Genomic DNA, 15,641 nt, shown 5'->3' with positions numbered 1-15,641 from the left:
TCGGCTACCGACAGAAACATAACGGATATTCATCGTGACCAAGAAAGGCACTCTCTACGGCATCGGGGTAGGTCCCGGCGATCCTGAACTGCTCACTCTCAAAGCCGTGCGCATCCTGGGCCAGGTGGACGTGATCTTCGCCGCCGCCTCCACCAAGAACGACTATTCCACGGCCTACGCCATCGCCAAGCCCCATCTCAAGAACGATGTGCGCATCGTGCAGCTCGGCTTCCCCATGACCAAGGACGAGGAAGCGCTCAAGGCTGCCTGGCGCAAGAACGCCGAGCTTGTGGCCGAGGTTCTGGACAAGGGCCTGGACGCCGCCTTTCTGACCCTGGGCGACCCCCTGACCTACTCCACCTACGGTTACCTCCAGCGCACCCTTCTGGACATGAACCCGAATTTGCAATTGCGCGCCGTTCCGGGCATCACCTCCTTCCATGCCGCCGCCGCGCGCATCGGCCTGGTCCTGTGCGAATCCAAGGAGTCCCTGCTCATCACCTCGGGCGTGGCCGACCCGGCCCGCCTGGAAGAGCAGCTCAACACCGCGGACAATGCCGTCATCCTCAAGGCGTACAAGAATTTCGAAGAAATCCGTGACCTGCTGAACAGGCTCCGCCTGGGCGACACCACGGTGCTCGTCTCCCGTCTCGGCATGGACGAGGAGTCCATCCTCATGGACATCAACGACGCCCCCAAGCAGCCGCACTATTTTTCGCTGGCCCTGGTCAAGAGGAAGAAGCCGTGATCCGCGCCGCCATCGTCCTGGCCGCCTTCGGCTCGCGCCACAAGAACGCCATGGCGTCGCTCGCGCACATCATGGAGCGCGTACGGGCCGCCTATCCGGACCTGCCCGTGCGCGTGGCCTACACCTCCAAGACCATCCGGGGGCACATGAAAAAGGCGGGAGAGACGGTGGACTCCGTGCCCACCGCCCTGAACAGGCTCCTTGACGAGGGCGTGACCCACGTCGCCGTCCAGTCCCTGCACCTTATCCCCGGCACGGAGTTCCACGAACTTCTTGGACTGGCCAACAAACTCATGCTCCGCGAGGACGGCTTCCGCCGGGTCGAGGTCGGCTTCCCCCTGGTAGCGGGAGAGGCGGGCATTGAGGAAGTCGCCGACGCGGTCCTGTCCATCGCCGAGCAGGGCAAGGGCGAGAACGACGCCGTGCTGTTCATGGGCCACGGTACCAAGCACGACGGCAACGTCTACTATGAAGCCCTGCACCGCGCCTTCCAGGAACGCGACCCGTCCGTGCATCTGGGAGCCATGGAGGCCGAACCCGGCATAGACGCGATCATCGAACGGTTCAAGCGGGACGGGGTCAGGAAGGCCCACCTCCTGCCCTTCCTTTTCGGCGCGGGCTGGCACGCCGCCCGCGACATGGTCGGCGGCGGGGAAACCAGTTGGAAGACCCGCCTCGAACGGGCGGGCATCGAATGTGAGGCCGTGCTCCGGGGCGCAGGCGAATACGACATCCTCGTCGACATCTGGCTCAGCCACCTTCATGACGCCGTGCAGCGCATGAGCCGCTGCTGACATCCGGCTCCGGCCCTTCCTTCCCTAGCCTTCCCCGGAACGATAAACGGAAAGCCGAGGCAGGACGGTCCTTCCCCGACGCAACCGCCGGGAGTCCCGCGTTCCCGCCGTTTACACGGCCCGGCCCATAGGCTAGTCTGCGCGGACCTACGGAGATGAAGTGAGCATACTGATACACACCCACGACGGCGGCCGATTCGCCCTGGAACCCAAGCCTGGCGATACCCTGGCCCGCACCATTTTCCTTTCCCGCCTTTGGCACGGCGTTCCGCTGTGTTCCGGCCTGGGCAAGTGCGGCCTGTGCCGTGTGCGCTACGTCAAAGACGCGCCCGAGCCGGGCCGCGACGAATTGAAGAAGCTCGGCCGGGACAAGCTCGCGCAAGGTTGGAGGCTCTCCTGCCTGCATCCGTCCGAGCCCTGCGAAATTGAGCTGCCCGCGCCGGTGCGCAGCCAGCGGGCGGTGCGCTCCCTCGGAGAAGGCTCCGGCGACTTCGCCCTGGCCGTGGACCTCGGCACCACCTCCATTCACTGGACCGCCCTGGCGGACGGAAAGCCCGTCGCCACGGGCCGGGAACTCAACCCGCAGATGGGCATGGGCTCCGAGGTGATGTCCAGGCTGGCCGCCGCTTCCACCGCCGAGGGACGATTCGTCCTCCGCGCACTGGTCGCCGACCGCATCGTCGAGCTGGCCGGGCTCGCCTCCCGCAACCTCGGCGGAAACTGTGTCGGGCTGTCCGTCTCCGGCAACCCTGCCATGACCTACATCCTGCTCGGCATGAAGCCGGACGGGCTGGCCACGGCGCCCTATGAGCTGACCTATTTCGGCGGCGATGAGCGGCGGATCGGCCCGGGACTGCCCCCGGCCTATATCCCGCCCCTGCTCGCGCCCTTCGTGGGCGCTGACCTGTCCGCCGGACTGACCGCCATCGAGTTCGGCAACGCGCCCAAATATCCCTTCCTCCTGGCCGACCTCGGCACCAACGGCGAATTCATCCTCGCCCTGTCGCCCGAGAAACGGCTCTGCGCCAGCGTGCCCATGGGCCCCGCGCTGGAAGGCGTAGGCCTCTCCTACGGCCGAACCGCCGGACCGGGGGCCATCACCGGCTTCACCCTGACGCCGAAGGGGCTCGACATCCGCTATTTCGACGACTCGAACGCGGAACGAACCGGCATGACCGGCACGGGCTACCTGTCCCTGGCCGCCATCCTGCGCGCCCACGGCGTGCTGGACGAAACCGGGCGGTTCGCCGAAGGTGCCACTCCACTGGCGGGCAAACTGGCCAAACAGGTTTCCTCCGAGGAAGGGGAGCCTGTCTTCGCCATCAATGCGGAGGTCCGTTTCCCGGCCTCCGACGTGGAAGAAATTCTCAAGGTCAAGGCGGCCTTCAACCTGGCCGTGTCCGCCCTGCTCAAGGCCGCAGGCATCGGCCCTGGCGGACTCGGCGAAATCCACCTGGCGGGCGCGCTGGGAGAGCACGTCTCCCCGGCGGACCTGGAAACCCTGGGATTCCTCCCCCCCGGCTGCGCGGCCCGGACCGTCAAGGCGGGCAATACGTCGCTTCGCGGCACGGAACTGTTTTTAACCGACCCCGCGGCGCGGACCTTTGCCGAGTCCCTGTCCCGCGGACTGACCCGGGTGGACCTGACCGGAGATGCCGATTTCGGCAACCAATTCATCCAAAGGATGCGTTTCAGCTATGTCGATTGACGGCCTGTTCCCCAACCTGACCGAAGAAAACGCCGGGCAGCTCGCCCGGTTCGAAGATATCCTCAAACTCGTGTGGCCCCTCAAGGGCAAACACCGCGACCAATTGAAGTACGACATCCGTGACATGTCGCGCAGCCTGACCAATGAACGGTCCACCCGGCGCAAGGAGTACATGACGGACGCCAAGTTCCTGTCGCCGTATCTCTACTATTTCCTGCCTTGGAACCTCTTCCGCCTGTCCCGGCTCTTCTCCGGCCTGGAGATGGACATCCCGGAAAACGGGCACGTGGCGGACCTCGGCTCCGGCCCCCTGACCACGGTGCTCGCCCTGTGGATGGCCCGCCCCCACCTGCGCGACCGGCGGCTCGACTTTACCTGCCTGGACATCGCTCCCAAGACCATGAACACGGGCGTGAAGCTCTTCCAGGCTCTGGCGGGAAAAGACTCGCCCTGGCGCATCAAGACCGTAAAGGCCGGATTCCTGGACCACATCCGCGAGAAGGCCGATCTCATCATGGCCGCCAACGCCTTCAACGAGCTGGACTGGTCCGGCCGCACCACCCGGCCCCAGGCCGAGAAACTGGCAGCGCACCTGGTGGGCGCCACCAAGGAGACCGGGCGCATCCTCATTGTCGAGACCGGTGTTCGCCTGAGCGGCCGGATCATCAGTGAAATGCGCGCCCAATTGCTGGAGAAAGGATACAAGCCCATCGCGCCATGCACTCACGCCCTGGACTGTCCGATGCCCGCACTGGGCCAGGGAGCCCCGTGGTGCCACTTCAACTTCTCCACCAAAGGCGCGCCCGAATGGCTGAACGCCATCTCCGGGGAGGCCTCCCTGACCAAGGACAACGCGAGCCTCAACTTCCTCTATCTTTCGCCCGGCGGCGCGCCCGAACGGGGGATGGTCCGGGCCATCTCCGAACCGTTCAAGCTCCACGGCGGCAAGGGGCAGTATGCCTGTTCCGACCGGGGGCTGACGCTCATCGATTACCCGGCTGGCACGCGCCCGCTCTTTCCGGGCCAGGCTTTCGCACCCGAGTGGCCCGCCAACCGGAAGATCGACCTCAAGTCCAAAGCGTTCATCCTTCCCTACAAGTCCCGGGGGGGCAAATGAGGATCGCCGACCTCGGGCTCATCGGCTACAAGGAGGCCGAGGCTCTGCAATTGAAGGCCCTGGACGCGGTGACCAGCGGTGAACAGGAAAACACCCTGTTTCTGCTGGAGCACCCCAAGGTCATCACCTTGGGCCGCCAGGGCGGCGCGGAGAACCTGCTTCTCGACCCGGCGAGGCTCGCGGAGCACGGCATCGAGCTGGTCCAGACCACGCGCGGCGGGAACATCACCTGCCACTTTCCCGGCCAGTTGGTGGCCTACCCCATCTGGCGCGTGGAAAAGCGTCCCGGCGGAATGCGCAAGTTCTTTCACGACATGGAGCAGGCCGTCATGGACACCTGCGCCCGTTTCGGCGTCGCGACCATCCGGCGGCCCAAGCATCCCGGCGTCTGGGTGGACGAAACGCGTAAAATATGTTCCATGGGCATCGGCGTGCGCCGCTGGGTCACCTATCATGGCCTGGCCCTGAACGTGGCCCGCGACACAAGCCTGTTCAACGCCATTACCCTGTGCGGCATCCAAGGCGCGGTGCCCACCTCCCTGTCCGCCGAAGCCGGGCGGGACATATGCATGGAGGAGGTCAAGCATGTCTTTGAAAACGCCTTCGCAAAAACCTTTGCGGATTCCGCCGTGGCTGCGGATCAAGCTGCCCTGTAACGAAAATTTCTCCAACACCTCGGACCTTATCGGCGACCTGCGGCTCAACACGGTCTGCCAGTCCGCCAAGTGTCCGAACAAGTGGGAGTGCTTCTCCAAGAATGTGGCCACGTTCTTGATTATGGGAGCCATCTGCACGCGCAACTGCGCGTTCTGCAACATAACCTCCGGCGACCTGGACCCCCTGGACCAGACAGAACCCGGCCGTGTGGCCGAGGCCGCCCGCCGACTCGCGCTGAAGCATGTGGTCGTCACCTCGGTCACCCGCGACGACCTTCCCGACGGCGGAGCCGCCCACTTCGCAGCGACCATCCGGGCCGTGCGAGAAGCCATGCCCGGCTGCACCGTGGAAGTGCTCATTCCGGACTTCCAGGGCGACGAGGCAGCTCTCGCCGCCGTGCTCGACGCCCGGCCCAACGTGCTCAACCACAACCTTGAGACCGTGCCCGGCCTGTACAGCGACATACGGCCCCAGGCGGACTACCGCCAGTCCCTGGACCTGCTGCGCAACGCCAAGCGCATGGCCCCGGCCATTCCCACAAAATCCGGCATCATGGTCGGGCTGGGCGAAACCGACGAGCAGATCATGACCACCCTGGACGACCTGGCGGCCAGTGACTGCGACATCGTGACCATCGGCCAGTACATGCAGCCGAGCCGCCTCCATCCCATGGTCAGGCGGTACGTGGAGCCCGAGGTATTCGAAAGGTACGCCGAAGAAGGCAAAAAACGCGGCATCCGCCACATGTTCAGCGCCCCGCTGGTCCGCTCAAGCTACAACGCAGCCGACTTCGTATAGCCGCCCACCGGATATTGAAAACGATCAAGGCCGCCGGGGACAGACTGTCCCCGGCGGCCTTGATCGTTTTCGGCCCGACGCCGTTGGAGCGGCGTCCTAGAATATCCAGTCCCGGATGCGCAGATCGATGGTGGGGATGCCCCGGAAGCGGTCGATCTTTGGAGTGAAGGCAAACCGCATGGTCTTGCCGTGAACCGCGCGGGTCAGGGTGTCGGCCATGCGCCACGCCTTGCCGGGCAGCTTGGTGCCGGTCTCCGGGTCCTCCAGGACCAGCTTGACGTGCTCCCCCTCCCGGCCGAACAGGGCGTGCTCGGCCACGCGCACAGGCTTGGTGGCGAAGACCGGTTCAGGGTTGCCCATGCCGTAGGGCTGGAGCATCTCCAATTCCTTGAGCAGCGTATTGTTGATGCTGGAAAAGGCCAGCTCATGGTCGAGCTTGAGGGTGGGCGTAAGCGGCTTGGAGCCAAGTTTCTCGATCACCCGCTCGTTGAACCGCTCACGCAGGGCCTTGAGATTCTCCGGCTTGAGAGAAACGCCCGCGGCCTGGGAATGCCCGCCGAACCCTTCCAGCACGTCGGCCACGCCGGACAGGCCGTCATAAAGATTGAACTCGGAAATGGACCGGCCCGACCCCTTGAGCAGCCCTTCGGAAGACTCGGGCGTGCAGAGCAGCAGCGTGGGCCGGTAGTATTTTTCGACCACCCGCGAAGCCACGATGCCGATGATTCCCGGATGCCAATGGTCGGCGTGCAGAACCAGACCGGCCATGTGGCGCATGGTCTCGGCCTGCTCGAACGCCTGCTCGGAAATCTCCTGCTCCTGGCGGCGGCGTTCCATATTGATGGCGTTGAGTTCCTCGGCGATGGGCATGGCCGAGTCGAAATCCTTGGAGAGCAGCAACCTCAGGGCCTTTTCCGGATCGCCCATACGCCCGGCGGCGTTGATCCTCGGAGCAAGGTGGAACCCGATCTGGCCTGCCCCCAGCTCGGCCCGGCGGTCGTAATCGCTGACCACCTTGAGAGCCGCCATGCCGGGCCGCCTGGCTTCCTTGATGACCAGCAAACCGTTCTTGACCAGGATGCGGTTCTGGCCGGTCAGCTTGACGATGTCGGCGATGGTTCCCAACGCCACCAGGTCGAGCAGCGGACGAACGTCCACGGGCTCGCCGGGCAGGAGCCGGTTCAGGGCGACCACGAGCATGAAGGCCACGCCCACCCCGGCCAAATCGTCGCACGGGCCGCCTTCCGCAAGGCGCGGGTCGCACACGGCATGGGCCTCGGGCAGGGTTTCGCCGGGCAGATGGTGGTCCGTAACCACCACGGTCATGCCCAGCTCCCTGGCGCGGGTCACGGGCGCGCTGTCCGTGATGCCGCAATCCACGGTCAGAAGCATGGTCGCGCCCTGCTCGTGCAGGCGCTCCACGCCGGGCACGTTCATGCCGTATCCTTCCTCCATGCGATTGGGCAGGTGGTGCATGACCTCCATGCCGCGCATGGCGAAAAATTCCTTGATGACCGCCGTGGCCGTGATGCCGTCCACGTCGTAATCGCCCCATACGGCCAGACTGCGTCCCTCGTCCAGCCCCCGGGCCAGGGTCTCGGCGGCCTCGGTCAGCCCGGGCACCTCGGCGGGGTTGGCCATATGCCGGAGCAACGGACTCAAAAAACGGTCCATCTCGCCCACGTCGGACAATCCCCGGTTCCAGAGAATCTCCACAATAAGCGGCGATACGTTCAGTTCCTCGGCCATGGCCGCCGTCGACGACGGAGCAGCCCCCTCATTGCGGGGTTTCCAGATGCAAGGCAATATTTGATCCCTATGTTCAGAAAAGCACGTTAACGAATTGTTCGACGTCGTCCGAGTCGACAAGCTCCTCGGCGACTTCCAAAAGATCGTCCATGTCCACGTCCACGGCCTGGCAGAGCTCGTCCACGCGCTCCGCGTACGGCCCTTCCGGCTCGGCCACCGCATGAACCACGCAGTCCGCGAGACAGATCACGTTGGACTCGTTGGAATGCCCGGGCGACAGGTCCGGCGAATGGTGCCAGTTGACCGGTTCCACCAACACGGCGGGCAGGTCCCAGGAACGCAGCACCAGCGCGCCGATGACCGCGTGGTCCAGCCCCCAGTATTCCTCCTCGGCGTCGCTGTCGGCCAGCAGCTCGTTCTCGGCGAGCTCGCGGATGGCGGACCAGTCGTCGGGCCGTTTCAGGGCGGTGACCAGCTTGCCGAAATCGTGGAGCAGCCCGGAGGTGAAAAGACTGTCCGGCTTGCCCACATCGATCATGTCGGACAATTCCTTGGCCACCGTGGCGACCATGAACTGATGGGCCCAGTATCTCCCGAGGTCGAAATCCTCGGGCAAACCGTACTGCTTGGTCAGCCCGTCGATACCCAGCGCGAGAACGATGTTGCGGATTTCGGACATGCCCAGCACCGCGGCGGCCCGCGATACCGTCTGAATCTCGGCCTGAAGGCCGTAATAGGCGGAATTGGCCAGCCGCAGGATACGGGCGGTCAGGCCCTGATCCTTGCCCAAGGTCTCGCCAACCGCCTCAAGGGAAACCAAGCAGCCTTCGCCGGTCTGGACGAACAGCCGGCCCAGGATTTCCGGCGAAAACGGCAGGTCGCCGCGCATACGCGGAAGCTCCTGGAGGAAGCCCTGGATCTTGTCCTGGTTCATGAACACTCCTGCCCCGAGCGCTTCTTCAGCTCACCGGACCCCTTAATCCAGCTTGATGGGCGTGGAAGGGGCCGGTTTTTCCCCGCCAGCCGCATGGGTTTCGTCCTCTGGCCGGGAAGCGCGCCTCACTGCCGACACGTCCGGTCCATCGTCCTTGCCCACGTACCCCTTTTCCTGAAGAAAAGCCCAGAATTTCAGGCTCGCCTCCAGACCCGGATTCAGCTCCAGACTCTTGAGCAGGTACTTCCTGCACCCCTCGATGTTTCCTTTCTCGAAGTAACAGCGGGCGATGTTGTGATAGAGGTGCTCGTCGTTCTGGACCAGTTGTTCGGCCCGAAGATAATACTTGAGGGCCTGGTCGTACATCCTGTTCTTCCGCATGTTGATGCCGAAGTCGTTGAACAGGTGCTTGTGCTCGGCGTCGAAGGCGGCATCAAGGTCCACCAGACGCTCAAAAATATCATTGGCCTTGGCCTGATCGCCACGGTCGAGGTAGGTCAGCCCCAGGCCGAAATTGGCGCGGACGTTCTCCTCGTCGATGTCCATGGCCCGCTTGAACTCGAACTCGGCAGAATAGGCCGCGCCCCGTTCGCGATGCTTCTCGCCGCGGACGATAGCTCCGTCCAGCTCCTTCATGGCCGGATACACCGTGGAGACGTAGAACTCCGGCTCCGGATTGAACTTGGTCAGGAAATCTTCGCGGGGAACGGACCGCTTCGGGCCGGAGGGCACGTAATTGCGGTTCAGGGGCTGGACGGAAATTTCGCCGGATTCAAGCTCCTCGACGTCCCAGTAAGTCTTCTGGATCGTCTTGCGCTGCGTGGTCCCCGTGCCGACCCTGGCGACGGTCTGCGTGGAGAAAACGCCCTTGATCCTCTCCGCACCGTCGCGCACTATCTCGTGCCGCGTTCCGGCATCCTGCTCCCGATCGGCCATTCCTCGCTCCTATCGCGCCCGGCTCATCTCCTCGATGATAGCCCGAGCCGCTTCTTCGGGCCGCTCCGCCCTGGTGACGGGCCTGCCCACCACCAGGAAATCCGACCCGCTGCGCACTGCCCGCTCCGGAGTGACCACCCGCCGCTGATCCCCGGCCTCGGCCGAAGCCGGGCGAATGCCGGGGGTGAGGCAGGCGAACGAACTCCCGCAGGCCGCCTTGATCCGCTCCACTTCCAAACCGGAGCAGACCACTCCATTTAACCCATATTGCTTGGCTTTCACAGCCAGGTCAAGGGCCATCTCGGAAGGGTCGGGAGCGTTCTCGACGGGCAGGTCGCCCGCCGCCATGCTGGTCAGCATGGTCACGGCCAGGACCAGGGGAGGCGTCTGTCCGTGGACCACGCCCTCGGCGCAGCCCTCCATGGCCGCCCTGGCCATACGCTCCCCGCCCAGGGCGTGAATGTTGACCATGTCCGCGCCCAGCCGAACCGCCGAGCGCACCGCCCCCTGAACGGTATTGGGGATGTCGAAGAACTTCAGATCGAGGAAGACCTTGAACCCCAACTCCTTGAGGCCGGAGACCACCTTGGGGCCTTCGGCCGTGAACAACTCCAGCCCGACCTTCATCCATGGCGCTGCGCCCCGCAGGGCCCGGGCCATGGACAGGGCCGAATCAGCATCCCTGAAATCCAGGGCGACGACAAGCTCAGCCATTGTTTTCCCAGGTCTTCATGATGTTGTCGAGAATGCCGGGCCGAAGCGACGGCTTGCATTTTCCGGCCAGATAGACGGCCTTGAGTTCGTCATAAGCCTCTTCAAGGCTCTCGTTGACCACCCAGTAGTCAAACCACTCCGCCTGGGCCAGTTCGCCGGCGGCATTGGCCAGCCGCTTGGCGATGGACTCCTCCGAATCGGTGCCGCGTCCCTTCAACCGGCGGACCAGCTCCTCGCGGGACGGGGGCAGCAGAAAGACGAAAGTGCCCTTGTAAAAGGTCTTCCGGAGCTGTTTCGCGCCCTGCACGTCGATGTCGAAGAGCACGTCCTGGCCCTGGTGGAGCATCTCCTCCACCGGCTTGGTGGCCGTGCCGTAGAAGTTGCCGTGAACCTCGGCCCACTCGCAGAACGCGCCCCGGCTGCGCATGGCCACGAAGGTGTCGCGGGAGACGAAGTGGTACTCACGGCCGTCCTGCTCCTCGCCGCGCGGAGCGCGGGTGGTATAGGAGACCGAGAACCCGAAGTCCGGATACTCCTTGCGGAGCATGGAAATGAGCGTGCTCTTGCCTGTGCCGCTGGGCGCGCACACCACAAGGACCTGTCCCAGCCTGAATTTGGGATCGTCCAGAACCACCTAGTCCCCCTCGTCCGCGCTGAATCGCTGCCCGATGGTCTCGGCCTGGATGGCGGAGAGGACAACGTGATTTGAATCGGTGACGATGATCGCCCGGGTCTTTCGGCCCTGGGTGGCGTCGATGAGCCGTCCTTCGGCACGGGCGTCCTCACGCAACCGCCGCATGGGCGCGCTGGTCGGGTTGACGATGGAGATGACCCGATCCAGCACCACGAAATTTCCGAAACCGACGTTAAGTAATCCCTGTTTCTGCATGGCCACCTACTCGATGTTTTGCACCTGTTCGCGGCAACGTTCCAGCTCCGCCTTAAAATCGACCACCAACCGGCTGACCTCGGTGTCCTGCGCCTTGTTGCCGCAAGTGTTGATCTCGCGGAAGGTCTCCTGGACCAGGAAGTCGAGCTTCTTGCCCACATCGTCCTTCTCGGCCAGCACCTCGGCGAGGCGGTCCAGATGGGCGTCCAGACGGGTCAGCTCCTCGGACACGTCGAGCTTGTCCGTGAGGTAGGCCACTTCCTGGAGCATCCGATCTTCGGAGAACTCGGCGTTGGCCGATTCCAGCATGTCGATGATGCGCTGCCGCAGGCCGGCTTTCTTGGCCTCAAGGATATCCGGCACGCGATCGCGCACCTTCCCGGCCAGCTCGCGCAGGGTGGCGAAACGGGCCGTGAGGTCGGCCACCAGCGCGTCGCCCTCCACGGCGCGGGAATCAACCCAAGCGCGCAGGGCCGCTTCCAGCCCCCGGTTCAGGCTCTCGGCCAGTCCCGGATCGGGCTCGTTCCCATTGTCGCGCCAAAGGGACGGCATGGCCAGGACACGGTTGTAGTCCGGCGAGAACGTTTCACCCCGGCTGGCGGCCAGCTTCTCCATCTGGCGGAACATGGCCGCTGCCATGGTCTCGTTGAAGGACACGCCAAGCACTTCGGCGTCCAGGACCTCCAGGTTGAGGGAAACGTCCACGCGGCCGCGCGAGGCGTAGGTGCGGACCACCCGTTCCCAGCCGTTCTCCAGGGAGCGCAGGGAGCCGGGCATCCTCCATTTCACATCCAGAAACCGGCCGTTGACGCTTTTGATCTCCCAGACGTGGGTCCAGGCGTGCTCATTGGTCTCGAACCGGCCGAAGCCAGTCATGCTTACAGGCATATTCTTTTCCTTATGGTTGGAAGCCGCGAGTTACGCGAATCTATCACTTTTGCGGCTTGCTCAGCTTGTTTTTATACGACAGGCGCAGCTTTGTCAGCCGCGTTTTCATGGCCTCTCCCGCGTAATCCGGGAAGGTCCAGGGAAAATCCACCCAGTGTTTGCGCTGCCACATGAGGGTCAGGTCGGCCCATATGCCGTCCTTCAGATAGATGCGGTGCGAAAAATTCTTGCCCGTGGCCAGGACCAGGCTTTGCTGGGTAATGAAGCCGGGGTCCAGGTTGAACAGCCTCCAGCCGCCGCGGGCAAACCGCTGCTCCACGGAGTTGGTCCAGAGCTTGACGTCCGCCAGTTCGTCCAGGGGGCGCAGTTCGTCGAAGGCAAGCAACCGCCGCGTGATGGGCGCGCCCAATTCGGCGTCATAATACTCGGTCTCGGTGAAGGCGAACGCCTCCGAGGCGTCGAACGGGCCAAACCGCCCTTCGAGCTCGACGCTGACCCGGGGCCAAAAGGCGTCCCAGTCCGCGCTCAGCACGGAAATCACCAACAGGCCGGGTTCCGGAATCCTGGGCGTGCTCATGCGTCATCACCCCCGACAAGCTTCTCGACCACCACCACGCCCCTGTCCACACGCAAGGGCTTCGCGCGGACCAGCGAACGCGGCTCCGCTCCCGGCGGCTCCGCGAAACGGCAGGCCGCGTAAAACTCGGAAACGCCGCGTCCGCTCGCGTCCTGCACCAGGATGTCCAAATGCTCCAGCTCCAGGAGACGCTTCAGGAAAGCGGACTTCTTCCCGCTCACCAGCTTGCGCAACCGGGCCGCCCGCTCCTTGCGCACCGGCACGTCCACCGCACCGGGCAGCGCCGCCGCCCGGGTGCCGGGCCGCTCGGAGTAGGGAAAAACATGGCCGTAGGTCAGCGGCAGCGCACGGCACAGCTCCATGGTATTCTGGAACTGCGCCTCGGTTTCGCCGGGAAATCCGGTAATGAGGTCCGCGCCCAGTCCCATGACGGGCCAGAACGCCCTCAGCCGCTCCATGAATTCAACGGCGGAATGCGGGGAGTAATGACCGCGCCCCATGGCCTTGAGCACATCGGGATCGCCGCTCTGGAGGGAAAGATGAAGCTGCGGGCAGACCAACCGCGAACGCCCGAGCACATCCAGCGCCTTGTCGGTGAGTTGCCCCGGCTCCACGGAGGAGATGCGCAAGCGCGCCCGTCCGGCCCAATCGAGGGCAAAGGCCGATTCAAGACGGGCCACCAAGTCCCAGAAGTCCGGTTTCCCGTCCAGATCGCGTCCGTAATGGCGCAGATTGATGCCGCTCAGTATCAATTCGCGGAACCCAGCCGCCAGCAGCCTGCCGACCTCGTCCTCCACCTCGCCCGCCGGACGGCTCACGGAACGTCCGCGCGTCAGGGGCACAATGCAATACGTGCAGAAATGGGAGCAACCGTCCTGCACCTTGACCACGGCCCTGGCACGGTCGTAGCCCTTGATGGAAAAAGGGGCGAACCGGGGCTTTTCCAGGCCGCTCTCCCCGCCTTCCGGCCCGTCCAGGAGCTGGGGCTTGTCCGCCTGGGCCACCACGCGGATCACGCCGGGAAGCTTGGCAAGTTCGTCGGGCAGGACCTGGGCCGCGCACCCGGTGATGATGATCCCGGCCTCGGGGTTGTCCCGATGAAAACGGCGCACGGCCTGACGCAGGTCGGCCACGGCGTTGGCGGTCACGGCGCAGGAGTTGACGAGAATAAGGTCGGCCTCGCGCGGATCATCCACCTCGCGGGCCTCCTGTCCGGCCCATGCTTCGGCGATGGAGCGGGTCTCGTACTGGTTGATTTTGCACCCCAGGGTGGCGGTGTGAAAGGTTGTCATGCTAGGATTCGGTTGTCCGGTTTGTAAAAAAGTTCATCAATGTTAGCCGAGGTGGAACCGATGAGGCAAACGAATACCGCTATCTCCCGTTCAGGCACCACATTCCGGGCCTTGAAAGCCCTGGCCGCGCTTCTGGGCGCCCTGCTCCTTTCGGGATGCCTTGGTTCCTCATTCGGCGTAGGAGTGGGCGTGGGCGGCGGCAGCGGGACACGCGTGGGTGTCGGCGTGGGCGCGGGCGCGACCTCCGTGGGAGTCGGCACGGGCGGATTCGGCGTTTCCCTGAACTCCTACGGCGATTTCCTGAACAACGGCCCGAACGAGGCCTATCTCAACAACAAGGCGGGAATCAAGCAGTTGAACGACGGAAATTTCGATGCGGCCCAAAAAATATTCACGGACACGCTCGAAAAATACCCCGACCTGCCCGACTCCACCTACTACCTCGGCCTGACGCTCATCTATCAGGGACAGCGCGAAGCCGGTTTCGGCCTGCTCAAGACCTACAGGGAACCCCTCTACTATCGCGCCACCAGCGCGGTGCAGCGCATGGCCGCCTACCTGGAGAAGAAGCCGGAACTGACCGCCGAAAAAATCCACAAGACCATGAACAAGGAACGGCGCGAGGGGTTCGACTGGGACCTCAGGGAACGGCTGGATAGGAACCGCGACACCTGGTAGCTACAACGCCTCCTCGATGATGCCGCCGCCCAGGACGGTCCCGGCCTCATCGTAAACCGCCGCCACCTGGCCCGGCGTGGGCCGGGTGTGCGTCTCCAGAAAATCGAAGAACAACCTGCCGCCGGTCAGCTTGGCCGTGGCGGGCTTGGCCTTCTGCCGGTAACGGGTCTGGACCATCACCGTTTCGGGCCAGGTCTCCACCGGGCACATGAGGTTGACCTGCCCGGCCACGCATCCCCTCGCGGCCAGATGCTCCCCGGGCCCGACGATCAGCGTGTTGGAGGCGACATGCTTGTCCAGCACGTAGAGCGGCTCCGACCAGGCTATGCCCAGCCCGCGCCGCTGGCCCTGGGTATGCCGCCACAGGCCCTGATGCTCGCCGATTATCCGCCCGTCCGGCAACGCAGCCGGGCCAGGGCCGGGCATGTCGCAACGGGAGGTCAGAAAATGTTGATAGTCGTCGTCCGGCACGAAGCAGATTTCCTGGCTCTCGGACGGCAACGGCGGGGTCAGCCCATGGGCGGCGAGAATGGCGGGCACATCCCGCTTGAAGGTCCTGGCAAGCGGAAACTCAGCCAGCCGCAGCTTCTCCGCCGGAACCATGGACAGGAAATAGCTCTGGTCCTTGGAAGCATCCTCGCCGCGCACCAGCATCCGCCCCTGCTCCCGTTCCTCCATCCGCACATAATGCCCGGTCGCCAGCCGCGCCGCCCCGAAGTTGCGCGCGGCGTCGAAAAGCACCCCGAACTTCATGCGCGGATTGCACATGGCGCACGGGTTGGGCGTCAGTCCGGCCTTGTACTCGGCCACGAAGGGCTTAATGACCCGATTATCAAAAGATTCGTGCAGGTCAAGGGCGTGGAAGGGCACACCGAGCGCGGCGCAGGCCCCGGTCATCCCGGCCACGACCCGTTCCCAGCCCGGATTCGGCGGAAGAAAATGCCCGTGCACGGCCATGATGTCCTCGCCCCGCTCCTTGAGCAGAACGAGCGCCAACAGGCTGTCCATGCCTCCCGATACGGCCACGGCTATGGTCATACGGCAGCCTCCGACGGCCGATGGGAACGGAAAGGACAATTCCCTGCACGGAATAGGCCCTTCGCCCGTCTCAAAGGCCGCATCCCCTCTTCCCGCCCATTTTCATCGGGCGCGAGACGCGCGG

Annotated in this window: 17 protein-coding genes; 7 read left to right on the top strand and 10 right to left on the bottom strand. The window is 64.4% G+C overall.

Translation table 11 applies throughout. The features are described from left to right. Nucleotides 1–34 precede the first annotated feature (34 nt). From cobI to lipA, 6 genes are all read left to right on the top strand, one after another. Complete coding sequence (gene cobI / locus PSN43_RS09855) at nt 35–748, top strand: precorrin-2 C(20)-methyltransferase (protein ID WP_272700549.1); 714 nt, start codon at nt 35–37, stop codon at nt 746–748. Continuing rightward, nucleotides 745–1,542 carry a sirohydrochlorin cobaltochelatase gene (locus PSN43_RS09850; protein WP_272700548.1) on the top strand — a complete coding sequence of 266 codons (798 nt, stop codon included), beginning with the start codon at nt 745–747 and terminating at the stop codon, nt 1,540–1,542. Before cobI ends, PSN43_RS09850 begins: the two co-directional genes overlap by 4 nt. 160 nt (nt 1,543–1,702) lie before the next feature. Further along, the gene (locus PSN43_RS09845; protein ID WP_272700547.1) at nt 1,703–3,250 is read left to right on the top strand and encodes an ASKHA domain-containing protein; all 1,548 of its coding nucleotides are present in this window, start codon (nt 1,703–1,705) and stop codon (nt 3,248–3,250) included. Next, nucleotides 3,240–4,367 carry a small ribosomal subunit Rsm22 family protein gene (locus tag PSN43_RS09840; RefSeq protein ID WP_272700546.1) on the top strand — a complete coding sequence of 376 codons (1,128 nt, stop codon included), beginning with the start codon at nt 3,240–3,242 and terminating at the stop codon, nt 4,365–4,367. The genes PSN43_RS09845 and PSN43_RS09840 overlap by 11 nt, the downstream gene beginning before the upstream one ends. After that, nucleotides 4,364–5,023, top strand: a complete 660-nt coding sequence (gene lipB, locus PSN43_RS09835) for a lipoyl(octanoyl) transferase LipB (RefSeq protein WP_272700545.1) — start codon at nt 4,364–4,366, stop codon at nt 5,021–5,023. The genes PSN43_RS09840 and lipB overlap by 4 nt, the downstream gene beginning before the upstream one ends. Next, complete coding sequence (lipA, locus tag PSN43_RS09830; protein WP_272700544.1) at nt 4,953–5,822, top strand: lipoyl synthase; 870 nt, start codon at nt 4,953–4,955, stop codon at nt 5,820–5,822. Before lipB ends, lipA begins: the two co-directional genes overlap by 71 nt. Nucleotides 5,823–5,918: 96 nt before the next feature. On the opposite strand, the gene recJ is transcribed toward lipA, so the two are convergent. The 9 genes from recJ to PSN43_RS09785 form a co-directional block, all read right to left on the bottom strand. Further along, nucleotides 5,919–7,571, bottom strand: a complete 1,653-nt coding sequence (gene recJ, locus PSN43_RS09825; RefSeq protein WP_272700543.1) for a single-stranded-DNA-specific exonuclease RecJ — start codon at nt 7,569–7,571, stop codon at nt 5,919–5,921. A gap of 73 nt (nt 7,572–7,644) precedes the next feature. Continuing rightward, a complete protein-coding gene (locus tag PSN43_RS09820) occupies nt 7,645–8,505 on the bottom strand; it encodes an HDOD domain-containing protein (RefSeq protein WP_272700542.1) in 861 nt (286 codons plus the stop codon). Nucleotides 8,506–8,547: 42 nt separating this feature from the next. Then, the gene (locus tag PSN43_RS09815; protein WP_272700541.1) at nt 8,548–9,441 is read right to left on the bottom strand and encodes a tetratricopeptide repeat protein; all 894 of its coding nucleotides are present in this window, start codon (nt 9,439–9,441) and stop codon (nt 8,548–8,550) included. Between the two features lie 9 nt (nt 9,442–9,450). Continuing rightward, nucleotides 9,451–10,155, bottom strand: coding sequence for an orotidine-5'-phosphate decarboxylase (gene pyrF / locus PSN43_RS09810; protein WP_272700540.1), 705 nt, complete (start codon nt 10,153–10,155; stop codon nt 9,451–9,453). After that, nucleotides 10,148–10,789, bottom strand: coding sequence for a guanylate kinase (gene gmk, locus PSN43_RS09805; RefSeq protein WP_272700539.1), 642 nt, complete (start codon nt 10,787–10,789; stop codon nt 10,148–10,150). Before gmk ends, pyrF begins: the two co-directional genes overlap by 8 nt. Then, nucleotides 10,790–11,044, bottom strand: a complete 255-nt coding sequence (locus PSN43_RS09800; protein WP_272700538.1) for a DUF370 domain-containing protein — start codon at nt 11,042–11,044, stop codon at nt 10,790–10,792. 6 nt (nt 11,045–11,050) lie between these two features. Next, on the bottom strand, nt 11,051–11,932 hold the full coding sequence (locus tag PSN43_RS09795) for a YicC/YloC family endoribonuclease (RefSeq protein ID WP_272700537.1): 882 nt from the start codon (nt 11,930–11,932) through the stop codon (nt 11,051–11,053). A 43-nt stretch (nt 11,933–11,975) separates the two neighbouring features. Further along, a complete protein-coding gene (locus PSN43_RS09790; protein WP_272700536.1) occupies nt 11,976–12,509 on the bottom strand; it encodes a DUF4416 family protein in 534 nt (177 codons plus the stop codon). Next, nucleotides 12,506–13,801 carry a MiaB/RimO family radical SAM methylthiotransferase gene (locus PSN43_RS09785; protein ID WP_272700535.1) on the bottom strand — a complete coding sequence of 432 codons (1,296 nt, stop codon included), beginning with the start codon at nt 13,799–13,801 and terminating at the stop codon, nt 12,506–12,508. The genes PSN43_RS09790 and PSN43_RS09785 overlap by 4 nt, the downstream gene beginning before the upstream one ends. A 60-nt stretch (nt 13,802–13,861) precedes the next feature. Between PSN43_RS09785 and PSN43_RS09780 the strand changes: the two genes are divergently transcribed. After that, nucleotides 13,862–14,479 (top strand): tetratricopeptide repeat protein, encoded by a 618-nt coding sequence (locus tag PSN43_RS09780; RefSeq protein ID WP_272700534.1) that lies wholly within the window; start codon nt 13,862–13,864, stop codon nt 14,477–14,479. Here the strand turns inward: PSN43_RS09780 and mnmA are convergent, their stop codons facing one another. Beyond that, complete coding sequence (gene mnmA, locus PSN43_RS09775) at nt 14,480–15,517, bottom strand: tRNA 2-thiouridine(34) synthase MnmA (protein ID WP_272700533.1); 1,038 nt, start codon at nt 15,515–15,517, stop codon at nt 14,480–14,482. Nucleotides 15,518–15,641: the final 124 nt, after the last annotated feature.

The sequence above is a fragment of the Desulfovibrio sp. Fe33 genome (assembly GCF_028532725.1).
Classification (GTDB): Bacteria; Desulfobacterota; Desulfovibrionia; order Desulfovibrionales; family Desulfovibrionaceae; genus Pseudodesulfovibrio.
This window is presented reverse-complemented; position numbering and strand designations above follow the sequence as displayed.